General features: G+C 49.6%; 11 protein-coding genes and 1 pseudogene. 7 read left to right on the top strand and 5 right to left on the bottom strand.

Translation table 11 applies throughout. The annotated features are described in order from the left end of the window. Positions 1 to 233 precede the first annotated feature (233 nt). Complete coding sequence (locus EG028_RS25020) at positions 234 to 2,375, bottom strand: alpha-L-fucosidase (protein ID WP_120519085.1); 2,142 nt, start codon at positions 2,373 to 2,375, stop codon at positions 234 to 236. A gap of 341 nt (positions 2,376 to 2,716) precedes the next feature. On the opposite strand from EG028_RS25020, the gene EG028_RS25015 reads away from it, so the two are divergent. Next, entirely contained in the window at positions 2,717 to 3,511 is a 795-nt protein-coding gene (locus tag EG028_RS25015) for an SDR family oxidoreductase (protein WP_120519084.1), read from the top strand. Between the two features lie 9 nt (positions 3,512 to 3,520). Next, positions 3,521 to 4,537 carry a VOC family protein gene (locus EG028_RS25010; RefSeq protein ID WP_120519083.1) on the top strand — a complete coding sequence of 339 codons (1,017 nt, stop codon included), beginning with the start codon at positions 3,521 to 3,523 and terminating at the stop codon, positions 4,535 to 4,537. On the opposite strand, the gene EG028_RS25005 is transcribed toward EG028_RS25010, so the two are convergent. The 4 genes from EG028_RS25005 to EG028_RS24990 all read right to left on the bottom strand — a co-directional run bounded on the left by EG028_RS25005 (position 4,517) and on the right by EG028_RS24990 (position 7,473). Then, the gene (locus EG028_RS25005) at positions 4,517 to 5,416 is read right to left on the bottom strand and encodes a 1-acyl-sn-glycerol-3-phosphate acyltransferase (RefSeq protein WP_120519082.1); all 900 of its coding nucleotides are present in this window, start codon (positions 5,414 to 5,416) and stop codon (positions 4,517 to 4,519) included. The two genes, EG028_RS25010 and EG028_RS25005, sit on opposite strands and share 21 nt — an antisense overlap. A gap of 145 nt (positions 5,417 to 5,561) precedes the next feature. After that, positions 5,562 to 6,314, bottom strand: coding sequence for a DUF547 domain-containing protein (locus EG028_RS25000; protein ID WP_120519081.1), 753 nt, complete (start codon positions 6,312 to 6,314; stop codon positions 5,562 to 5,564). 67 nt (positions 6,315 to 6,381) lie between these two features. Then, positions 6,382 to 6,741: a helix-turn-helix transcriptional regulator gene (locus EG028_RS24995; RefSeq protein WP_120519080.1), complete on the bottom strand. Its 360-nt coding sequence runs from the start codon at positions 6,739 to 6,741 to the stop codon at positions 6,382 to 6,384. Between the two features lie 93 nt (positions 6,742 to 6,834). Then, positions 6,835 to 7,473, bottom strand: a complete 639-nt coding sequence (locus EG028_RS24990) for a Crp/Fnr family transcriptional regulator (RefSeq protein WP_162946633.1) — start codon at positions 7,471 to 7,473, stop codon at positions 6,835 to 6,837. A gap of 328 nt (positions 7,474 to 7,801) precedes the next feature. Between EG028_RS24990 and ligD the strand changes: the two genes are divergently transcribed. The 5 genes and pseudogenes from ligD (at position 7,802) to EG028_RS24970 (ending at position 11,843) form a co-directional block, all read left to right on the top strand. Next, a complete protein-coding gene (gene ligD / locus EG028_RS24985; protein ID WP_241559217.1) occupies positions 7,802 to 9,835 on the top strand; it encodes a DNA ligase D in 2,034 nt (677 codons plus the stop codon). Positions 9,836 to 9,877: 42 nt separating this feature from the next. Next, positions 9,878 to 10,432: an HD domain-containing protein gene (locus EG028_RS24980; protein ID WP_120519078.1), complete on the top strand. Its 555-nt coding sequence runs from the start codon at positions 9,878 to 9,880 to the stop codon at positions 10,430 to 10,432. A 300-nt stretch (positions 10,433 to 10,732) separates the two neighbouring features. Then, a complete protein-coding gene (locus EG028_RS24975; RefSeq protein ID WP_120519077.1) occupies positions 10,733 to 10,963 on the top strand; it encodes a helix-turn-helix domain-containing protein in 231 nt (76 codons plus the stop codon). 18 nt (positions 10,964 to 10,981) lie between these two features. Continuing rightward, a pseudogene (locus tag EG028_RS28125) lies at positions 10,982 to 11,107 on the top strand (hypothetical protein); the annotation flags it as partial. 85 nt (positions 11,108 to 11,192) lie between these two features. After that, positions 11,193 to 11,843, top strand: coding sequence for a Crp/Fnr family transcriptional regulator (locus EG028_RS24970; protein ID WP_120519076.1), 651 nt, complete (start codon positions 11,193 to 11,195; stop codon positions 11,841 to 11,843). Positions 11,844 to 11,919 lie beyond the last annotated feature (76 nt).

Raw genomic sequence — 11,919 nt, 5'->3', positions numbered from 1 at the left:
GGATTAGCATTGCGAACGGTCTTTTGACCAATGACGACAAATAATCTGATTCCTTTTTCCTCTTCTGTTTTTTTTACATAAAACTAAGTTCTTCCTATTTTATAGCCACTACAAACATAGGATGACGATCTTTTCACAACTACGCCACAAACAAGGCCAGTTATGTGTTAGTGCATAGTTTTAAATAACGGCTGGGATCAATAAAAAAGGAGCCTGTCCCAAGGCTCCTTTTTTTATTTCTTTGATATTTCGAGCTTCAAATTCGGCATCCCCATTTCGTCATGCGGCGTGAGCGGTTTTGCCAGCTGCCAGCTTACCGGGTAATATTTCCCTTTCTCCATTTGTACGGCGGGTAAGGTTTTCCGGTAATACACCTGCGGCACCGAATAATCGATGTTAAATGGCAGTGACTTTTTGAAGTGGTTGAAAAGTTTTACCACCAGCTGGTTTTTCCCTTCGGAAAGCGGCAGCAGTACGTAATGTACGATGCTGTCCTTTTTGTAGGGATTGTTCTGCAGGAACAGGTTCTTCCCGTTCAGGAATACCATGACCGCATCGCCGCTGGTCACTTTCACCAGCAATTGCTGCGTGCGGGGAGAGGTGATCTCCTGGAAAACATAATACCCCGTCATCAGGCCGGCGGGCAGGGTATATTGTGTACCGTTTTTGTATTCAGCATGTTTGGCCCAGGGTTTCCCGTCGTTGCGCGGCCAGGGTTTGTTTACATCCAGGTCTTTCAGGCTTCCGTTGGTGCCGCCTACGCCGGAGTACAGCGGGCCTTGCAGGTACAGTTCCCCGAATTTTACCTGCGTGATATCATTATCCAGTTTTATTTCTTCGTCGTTGCTCAGTTCCAGTTCGCTGGTGTTTGTACCCAGCTGCAGCGTGATCTTTTTCCCTTTTTCTTCGGCGGCGTACGTCAGCACCGGCTTGTAAGCCCCGCTGCGGGCGGGCGCCAGCGTCCAGGCATTGCGGATGGTGCTGGTGAAACTGGTGTTGTAATCCACCGTCGCGTTGCTGAAATATTTGAAGGCGTTATTATTATCCAGTACCACCGGTTTGTCCAGCGGCTGTATGTTCACCGGGGGCACGCTATAGCCGCCGGGTATATCCAGCACGATCACTTTGAACCATTGGCTTACGTCCAGGCCGGCGGGAACCTGTACGGTTACGCCTGCCGCGGTGGAAGAAGTTTTGACAGGCGTTTTATCTTCCAGCAGGTAGGCTTTGATCACTTTTCCTTTCAGGCCGGGCAGGAGGATAGTGTTGTTTGCCGGCGTGGTCATGATGTGGAGGTAGAGTTTATTGTCACGGCTGGTGATGCTGCCCCATTCAAAAGGCACATGGAACGGATCGGGGTGGGTGCCGTAAATGGCTTCGCTGTTCTTTTTGAGCCAGTCCCCGATGGCCAGCAGGGCGTCCTGTTCAAAAGGCACTACGGTGCCATCACCTTTCGGGCCGATGTTCAGCAGGAAATTGCCGCCACGGGAGGCCACGCGTACGAGGCTGGTGAGTTTTTCCCTTTCTTTTTTACGGATATCCCCTCTTTCCTGCCAGGAGCGGTAGCCCCATGTTTCATGGAAAAAGGAGGCCGGGCTTTGCCAGGGTACGCCGATGATATAATCCGGCTCCTGGTTGTCCCCCATCACGGTAAAGTCGCCCATATTATTACCGATGCGGCTGCCAATAAGACAATCCGGCTGAAGGCGGTGTACCAGTTCGCGCATTTCCTGGCTTTGGGCGAGCGTCATGCTGCCCATGTCGAACCAGAGCTCGGACACCGGGCCGTATTTGCTGAGCAGCTCAGTAACCTGGTTCTTATTATAAGTATGATGATCCGGGGGGATGGAGTCCGAGTTGTGGCCGGAGACGGGCATAGCTGCCGGAAAATGCCAGTCTATGAGTGAAAAGTATAGGCCAAAGGCAATACCATGGCGTTTGCAGGCTTCGGACAGCTCTTTGAGGATATCCCTTTTGTAGGGGGTGGCATCCATGATATCAAAGGTGGTAAAGGCGCAATCCCAGAGGGCGAAGCCGTCGTGGTGTTTGGACGTGATCACGACCGAGCCCATCCCCGCGTTTTTTGCCAGGATGGCGATACTGTCCGGGTTCCACTTTTCGGGGTCAAAGGTGGCGGCCACTTCTTCATACGTATCACTGTACAGGCCGGCGGCGTGCGCCCTGATCTGTTCGCTGAGGCCACGGCTGATGGGTTTGTTTTCCCATACGCCGCCCAGTTTGGAATACACGCCAAAGTGAATGAACATGGAATATTTACGGTCTTTCCACTTCTGCAGGGCGGCCGGGCTGATCTGCGCGGAAGCGCCGGAACAGGCCAACAGGCAGGCCGCCATGATATACAATATCCTTTTCATCTGATCAAGGTATTAAAAGATTTTTAAAATTGCTTATCTTCAGCCTTAATGAACTACAACTGTTCGACTGAGATGATGCGTGTGAATGAAGCATAACATTGGTCTTACCGTACAGCTTGCAGGGATGCCGGTGCAAAGAACTATACCAATTAGCCAGGAAATCAAGTGCACAACAAAATAAAAACGCGCCACGCTGCACCCTGCGAAATTTAATATTTTATGCCTGCGTATGCACGGCAGCCGCATCCAGATGCTGCAATCCCCGGAACCGGATGGCACAATTTGCCTGATCGGGTTTCGTTAAAGGTTTGCACTCTCTAAAATGCGGGGTTAAGAATATAATGATGGGTTATTTTTCAGACAAAGTGGTGTGGATCACAGGCGCCTCGTCCGGGCTGGGAGCCGAGCTGGCAAAGCAGCTTTCCCGCGAAGGAGCCAGGCTGATACTCACCGGGAGGAACGCCGCGGCACTGGAAGCAGTGCAGCAGCAATGCCAGACAGCTTGTAAAATTTTACCGGCAGACCTTGAAAAAGATGCCACGCCGGAACTGGCCGCCGCCGCGCTGGCCGCGTTCAACCAGGTGGATATACTGATCAACAACGCCGGGATCACCCAGCGGGCGCTGGCGGAAGACACCCTTCCGGAAGTGGAGCGCAGGCTGATGGAGATCAATTTTTTTGCACCGGTAATGCTCACCCGCCAGCTTTTACCGCATTTCCGCGAAAGGAAAGGCGGACAGATAGTGGTGATCAGCAGTATGGCCGGACTAATGGGCTTCCCGCTCAGAACCACCTATGCAGCATCCAAACACGCGCTGAAGGGTTATTTCGAAACGTTGCAGGTGGAGCACACCATCCCGGGATTTGACATTACGATCGTAAGCCCCGGGCGGGTAAATACTCCCATCTCACTGAACGCAGTAACCGCATCGGGCGCCGCACATAACCAGATGGACGAAGGACAGGCAAACGGCATCCCCGTGGCGGACTGCGCCGCAAGGATACTGAAGGCGATGAGGAGAAAGGAAAAACACGTGATCATCGCAAGGAGCGAAAGAGTGCTCTGGTGGTTGCGTAAAAACATCAGCCCATTATACTATACCATTGCCCGGAAAGCCGGGATGAAACATTCATAATCCTTTATTATGGCATATATCACAGGAATACAGCAAATAGGGATCGGCGTGAAAAACGTGCGCGAATCCATGTTAGGGTATAAGGACCACTTCGGAATGAACGTGCTCATTTTTGATGATACTTCCGAAGCCGCCCTCATGACGCCTTACACAGGAGGCACCGTATATCGCCGCAGGGCAGTGCTTTCCCTGAATATGCAAGGCGGCGGCGGCTTTGAGATCTGGCAGTTCCAGGACAGGCAGCCCGCGGAACCCCTTCAGAAACCCCAGTACGGCGACCTTGGCATCTATGCGGCCAAGATCAAGTGCCGCGACCTTGCCGCCGCGCGCAAACATCTCCTTCAATACGAAGGCCTGCAGCTGAGCGAAAACTACAAAGATGCGGAAGGCCACCTGCGCTTCCAGGTAACGGATGCGAATAACAATCACTTCGAATTTGTGCCGGGCCACCACTGGTTCCACGACAACGCGGGCATCTGCGGCGGCGTGTCCGGCGCGGTGATCGGGGTGCGGGATATGGATAAGGCCATCGCCTTTTACCGCGACATCCTCGGCATCCGCGATATGATCTACGACGAAACCACCCCGCAGTTCCGGAAAGTATTGCTCCGCAAACATCCCGGTGGCATCGGTGCGTTCAATAAATTGCTGGGATCAGCCGAAATAGAGCTGGTGCAGGCCCTGGACAGGGAGCCGGTAAAGATCTACGACAACCGCTTCTGGGGAGATTGTGGATTTATCCACCTTTGTTTTGACGTGATTAATATGGCCGCGCTGAAAGAACATGCGCTGGCCCACGGTTATACTTTTTCCATCGACAGCGAAGATTCCTTTGCCATGGAAAGCGCGGCAGGCCGGTTCTGCTACATCGAAGACCCGGACGGCACGCTGATAGAGCTGGTGGAAACCCATAAGGTCCCCTTGTTTAAGAAGTGGGGGCTTTACCTGAACCTGAAAAAACGTTCGCTGGAGAAACCGCTGCCGGATTGGATGATCCGCATGCTGTCACTCAGCCGTGTGAAATAAACGGTATTCCTTGTAGGCCCATGCGGTGAACGGCAGCAGCGGCAACGCGAGCCAGCCCCATGGGCCTGCAATCATTACCAGCAGTGCCGTTATGATGAGCACGAAAAAAGGATAGGTCAGCATCAGCAGGCAGAATACCACGGAATCATAAAACACCGTGTTCTTTGTTTTTTTCCTCGCAAAATTTCTCCAGGCCACATAAAACCAGCGCTGCGTGATATACCCGATCAATGCGGGGAGCGCCAGCAGGATGGAATGCCCTTTACGGGTGGCGGGTTTATGCAGGCCGGCTTCCAGCCGGTCGTGCAGCAGATCGTTCAGATCCCTCACATTTTCCGCATCTCCTTTTTTTATCTGTTCCCCGAAGGTGATCTCGATGTGTTTCGGCACGGCGGTGAACGAGCTGTAGTTGATGGATACCGGTTGAATCATCAGGTCGTCCAGCCCGGGCTCTTCCCAGGCGCTGAAGCTCAGCCTGGCGGTGCCTTTTTTGAGGGGGCGCACTTTGTTTTCATTCACACAGATGCCTTCCGGGAATATGAGGATGCAGCCGTTCTGCCTGAGCACGTTCAGGGACAGCTTAAATGTTTCTTCGTTCCGCTGGAGGTTTTCCTTGCCTTCGCTTAACCGGAAGATAGGGATCATATGCATGCCCCGGAGTACGGAGGCTACACGCGGTTTACGGAATGCGTCGCCACGCGCGAGGAAATGGATGCTGCGCGGCATATAGGCTCCCATGATAATAGCATCCAGGAAAGAATTAGGATGTGTACAGGCAAGGATGCAGGGTGCGTTTCCGCCTTTGTAACGGAACACGATCTTCCCGCAATAGAACCATAAAGCAAGCCTGGCCCAGATTTTCAGCAATGCATACAACAAAACAGATCAGTTTTTTAACCTTTTCAGTTACCGGGGAAATTCACATGATGCCGGCCGGTAAACGAAATGAATGAATAGACGGGCTGTAATATCGTTCATTGTTTTGCTGAAAACAAGTGGGGGAAGCCAAATTTGTTCTAAAATCTTAATCCCTGTAATTCCGGAGGAACAGGCTCCAGTCGAACTGCTGGAAGCGGATAGCCTCAAATTCGGGCAGGCCCAGCCTTTGAAGGATGCCGCGCATGCCTTTTTTGCCGCCAAAGTCCGAACGGTACCAGTCCATAAAAGCGGGCAGGAAAATGGTGCCGGGCGTTTGTTTTGCCTCGCCCTGCAGGTGGCTTTTCATGGCGATGTTCAGCTGGTCGTCAATGCGGGCATCCTCGTAGTAGTCGATGGGCGGGCAGCTCCTGGCGCCATAGTTCAGCGCAAAATGGACCCGGTGATCCAGCCGGTCTACCCTGAATTCCTTTTCGAATGCGGTGGGCAGCAGTTTCAGCAGCTGGCCGTCCCTTAACCGGAAGCCGGACCTGCGGAGGATACCATGCTCGATATCGTCCAGGCAAAGCGGCTGGCTGGCTACGGTGATGATCTTTTTGGTGAAAAAAGCGGGCCGGTCTTCGTACAAAGCAGTGTTCTGCTGCAGTACGATCTGTACGGCCGCATTGTAGACGTTGATCCAGAAGGTCATTTTTAACGGATCTGAATCCAGCTGCTGCCGCAGCTCTTCACGGTTAACAGTAGAAAGGGCGTGAAGCTGGGTAACTACCGGGTTCCCGGTACGGGCGGCAAACAGCAGTTCCTGCGAAAGCGGGATGAGCGCATCCTGCGCTTCATGTATATACTCATGACTACTCAGCACGGTATAACAAACGAGATATGGTTTGATGAGGTGTTGCATCGTAATAGATACGGATTTAGGGGTGAACCGGATTTTGGGGTGTCTGACGTTTGCATAAAGTTACAATTTACAAACGCGATTCCCAACCCGGCGGGCGAATAAATTTATCCACCAATTGAAATAATAACTGGTACATTCCTTCGATCTTATTCACCATCTCACGCATGCTTTTTTCATCTATCGTTTCGGTTTCTCCCTTGATGAGCCCCATCAGGTCTTCGGGTTTAAATGAAAAGAAATTCTCCATGGTAAGCCCGTACAATGCCAGTATATCCTGCACTCTGCCGATGGGCACTTTCCTTATCCGGCCTGCTTCCAGGTCTATATAGGATGATATTGAAACGCCTATCTTTTTTGCGACGTATTCCTGGGTATAACCATGCAGCATCCGGATGTAAAAAAACTTTTTGCCGATCGTGTCTCTCATATCAGTTTAGGTTTTAATTGGTTAACGGATATAATCTGATACGGCAAAGTTCTGCGATTTATTTATGATGAATATTCACAAATGTGAAGAAATTCACTTTCGTTCGGTCCTGATCCTGCTGATGGTACCCGGCGCTATCCCTAAGTAAGAAGCGATGTCTTTCAGCGAAACGCGGGCTATTATTTCCGGGCTGTGCTGTTCCAGCTTTAAATATTTTTCTTCCGCGCTATCCATACGCAAAGAAAATGCCCGTTCTTCCATCTGGATATAATACTTCTGCGTCAGCACGCGGCCTACAAAATTAAACTCCGGGAATTTCAGGTAGATCTCCTGCAATGCCTCGTGCGTAAGGCCGATGCAGATCGTGTCTTCCAGTGCGTGAAGTTCTTCCCTGCTGGGCACCTGGTCAAAAAAACTCTGCACGGTGATAATGATATCCCCTTCTTTCATAAACCAGGAACTGACATCTTCCCCTTCATCGGTGATGTAATACGCTCTTGCCAGGCCGCAGCCTGCGAAATAACAGTACCGGCAGATGTCATTGTGTTTCAGGATGATGCTGCCTCTTTTGAATTTTACGATCTCCGAGTTTTTGACGATTTCTTCTTCCAGCTCCTCGCTGATGGGATAGATCTGGTTAATAAACGAAAACATGGTGTTGTACATTGTTGCTGATAGTTCTTCCGGCTTTAGTTTCCATAGTTCTGCCGGGTCGATCCTGGTCGTGCTCATGCGGGTTAAGGTTTTATGTAAGGAATATGGCTGGTTAACAGGGTTGACGCAAATATAGGGAAAGAAATAATTCACCCTGAACAACAATGAAATATACATACATGTTTGAATAAAAAGACCTTTGGGCATATGCTTTGGAAGTATATACCTGCGTAACCGCTACCCGCAGGGCGATAGCGCCATAGCCGCGGAGGTTATACCGCAGGGCTGCGGCTGGTTGTGGATTTTCGGCAGCAGATGCGCATTTGTTTGCACAAAACGATGATCCCTTTAAAACAGCTGTAAGCCGCCACCGCGGAGATTATTCAGTCTACTCAAACATACCGTCATGACAGTAGCCAGGAAAACAACACGCGCAAAACCAGCGCCGTCAAAAGTTACCACCGCCGTTAAAAAAGCGCCGGCCGGTTCGTTCCCTATGAACATAAAGCCGATGCTGGCTACGCTGGTGGACAAACCATTCGACCGCGAGGGCTGGACGTACGAAATAAAATGGGACGGTTACCGCGCGTTGGCATTGATGCGGAAGGGCGGGACGGAGCTTCGTTCGCGGAATAATAAATCTTTTAATGAAAAGTTTTATCCCGTGTATGCTGCTTTGGAGAAGTGGAATATACAAGCGGTGGTGGATGGGGAGATAGTGGTGGTGAATGACCAGGGCACGGCGAACTTTTCCGCGCTTCAGCAATGGCGCAGTGAAGCGGACGGCGAGTTGCAGTATTTTGTTTTCGACCTGTTGTGGTATGAAGGGAAAGACCTTACAAAACTCCCGCTGAGTGCAAGACGGGAGCAATTAAAAAAACTGATACCTGCCAGCGGGCTCATCAGGCTGAGCCAGGACTTTGAAACGTCGGGTGAGGAGATGCTTCGCGTGGCGAAAGAAATAGGATTGGAAGGGATCATGGCTAAGAAGGCGGATAGTTTGTACCATAGCGGCGAACGGTCGAAGGAATGGCTGAAGGTCAAATCCTCGCAGCGGCAGGAAGTAGTGATAGGCGGATATACAAAAAATGAAGATTCCAGCAAACCGTTCAGCGCATTGCTGGTGGGCGTGTACGACAAAGGAAAACTGGAATACACCGGCAAAGTAGGTACGGGCTTCAACCTCCAGCAACAACGCGATATGTTGCAGCAGTTTAAACCGCTGCTGATAAAAAAGAGCCCGTTCCACACAGAGCCTGATGTGAATAAACCATCCCGTTTCAGACCCAATCCTCCCAAGGCAAAGGCTTTCTGGATAAAACCATTGGTAGTGGCGGAAGTGAGTTTTGCGGAAATGACGCCGGATGGGGTGATGCGGCATCCCTCTTTTGAGGGACTTCGGGAAGATAAAAAAGCAACCGCGGTGGGTTTGGAAAAATCAGTTCCCGCTAAAAAGATCATCTCCCCCGATGTAGGTATTATTCCTCCAGGAGAAAGTTCCCGCAAAACATTGCTGAATCCCACGGATGAAACACAGGTCCGAAAAGTGAACGGACAGGATTTGAAATTCACCAACCTCAGTAAAATATACTGGCCTAAAGAAAAGATCACCAAAAGGGACCTTATCAATTATTATTACCGTATCGCCCCATTCATTTTACCCTACCTGAAAAACCGCCCCCAGTCGCTGAACCGCCATCCTGACGGCATTGAAGGCGAGAGTTTTTACCAGAAAGACGTGACCGGCAAAGTACCCGGCTGGATTGAAAAACACCCTTACAAGGCCGACGGAGACGCCACCAGGAAACATTTTATGGTAGCCACCAATGAAGCCAGCCTGTTGTATATGGCTGGCCTGGGCTGCATCGAAATGAACCCCTGGTCCAGCACCGTCCGGAAACCCGATCATCCCACCTGGTGTATCATTGACCTGGACCCTGCCAAACAATCTTTTGACAAGGTGATAGAGGCCGCACAAGTCACCAAAGCCGTGCTGGATGATATGGAGGTGCCTTGTTATTGTAAAACGAGCGGTTCCACCGGCCTGCATATCTACATCCCGCTTGGCGCGAAATACACCTACGAACAATCAAAGGAATTCGCCCGTATCATCGTCACGCTGGTGCAGCGGGAGATCCCGCGGTTTACGAGCATAGAGCGGCAGGTGAATAACCGGGGCGGGAAAATGTATCTTGATTTTTTACAAAACCGTCCGCAGGCAACGCTGGCGGCGCCTTATGCATTGCGGCCGAAGCCCGGCGCCACGGTGTCTATGCCGCTGGAATGGGATGAGGTGAAAAAGGGACTGAAGATGAAGGATTTTACCATTCATAATGCGGCGGAGCGGGCGGAGAGTATGGGGGATATATTTAAGCCCGTGCTGGGGAAAGGGATTGCGTTGCAGCGGGTGATTGGGAAGTATAGGGGGAAGAATGGGTAGCCCGGTATTTCTCCCATATTGTTTACAAAACATTCATCGAAAATGGATAAAATACTCCAGGCGGTGCAGGAATTTGCAGACAAGGCACACGGCGATCAAACACGGAAATATTCCCCGGACAGGTACATCGTACACCCCATCCGGGTGATGGAGACGTGCAGGGAATATACAGCAGATATGACGATCCTCGCCGCCGCTTTACTGCATGATGTGCTGGAGGATACGCCCGTAAGCCCCCAGGCATTGCTTCAGTTCCTGGAGACTATAATGACCATTGAAGAGGCTTTCCGCACACTGGGATATGTAACCGAACTGACAGACGTATATATCAAATCAGTCTATCCCCACTTGAACCGGCGCACGCGGAAAGCAAAAGAACTGGACCGGCTGGTGAAGACCTCCCCGGCTTCCCAGACTATCAAGTATGCCGATATCCTGGATAATGCCAAAGATGTAGTGAAAGCGGACCCTGATTTTGCGAGGGTATTTTTACGGGAATACAAGACCATACTGCGGAAATGCGATAAAGGGAATAAGAATCTGAGGGCCCGGGCGATGGCGTTGGTGGAAGAAGGTCTGGAGTCCGGGGATTTGTAATTTCTTCACAAATGTGAAGATTTAGATGATCGGCGCCGTGTAATTTTGAGAAAAATTCCGGCATATGAGATGTATGTTTCCCACAGATCTGCAGGAAGATATTACCTGCACTAAACTCATCCCTCCCCTCGACCTGGGTTATCTTTTACCTTATGCAGAAGCTGATACTATGAGGACCCGTTCGGGAACCTGAATACTCAGGAGATGAATAGCAATATGTGCTACATATAACTTCGCAATTATATCTAAAAGCATATAATTTGTTTAATTATTGAGATTTATATTCAAAAGCATATAGTTATGAAAACATTAGAAGCCTTTGTTAAATTAAAGCGCAAGGAGACTAGTCTTACTCAGCAAGAGTTTGCAGAGAAGGCAGGTGTGGCATTAACTGTGGTCCAAAAAATAGAACAAGGGAAAAATAATCTCCAACTTAAAAAGGTAAATCAGGTGCTTAAAATGTTTGGACATACCCTGGCGCCTATAAGTTTAAAACAAATTAAGGATGAGGAAAGCGAAGATATACTATAAGGGGATTTTGCCGGCTATTTAACCGAAACGGACGATGGAGAATATGTGTTCCAGTATGAGGAAGATTACGTGCAAATTCACGGAAATCAATTTCTCACTTTTATAATGCCGGTTAGAAAGAATCTTATAAACAAAAAGATATAAATTTGCTCATGTTGAGACTTAAAGTCTCAAACTAATTTGTTCAGCCCCACGTTAACCACCATTATCAATACAAAAAACCACTGCTATGAATACCACCAACCGAGGCACTAAAATCGCCTTTCAGTACCCTTTTAAGCAAAAGAAAATAGAAAAGATGTTCACTGGACTGATTTCCATGATGAAGCTGCATAATCCTGAACTACAGGAGGCCGCGATAGATGAGATCATATCCTGTTGTGAAGTGATATCATTTAATAAAAATGATATCCTGGTGGACTACGGCGAAGTGTGCCGGCATGTATATTTTTCAGTAACAGGGCTTGTGACTGCCCTGGAAAATGTTGATGGCAAGGAACGTAATTGTTGGTTTATGACAGCGGGGGATGTGGTGATAGCCATTGAAAGCTTTTATAAGCAGCAGAAAAGCATGGAACAATTGCTGGCACTTGAAAAAACCACTTGTTTAGCCATACATGTGAAGGATCTTAACAGGCTCTGTGAGAAATACCCTTCTTTTTTAGAAGTCCGGTTGAAACTGACGGAATATTACTATCAGCAGGCATTCGACAGGTCCAAATGGATATTTAGAAGCGCGGAAGAAAGATACGCGCTCCTGCTGGAGCACTATCCCGTGCTTGTCAATCTCGTATCCGCAAGGGCATTGGCATCATATCTTGGCATATCGGAGGGGTATTTGAGCGCCATTAAGAAGGATTACTACTCAATTTCTTCATAAATCTGAAGGTTTTTTTATTTCCCCCGGCATAACTTTGTATTGTATAACACTTATGAAAAACCTGTTTCCCCCTGAT

Origin of the sequence: Chitinophaga barathri, assembly GCF_003807585.1 — a bacterium.
In the GTDB taxonomy this organism is placed as follows: Bacteria; Bacteroidota; Bacteroidia; order Chitinophagales; family Chitinophagaceae; genus Chitinophaga; species Chitinophaga barathri.
Note: the sequence above shows the minus strand (reverse complement) of the source record. Positions and strands in the feature narration are given on the sequence as shown.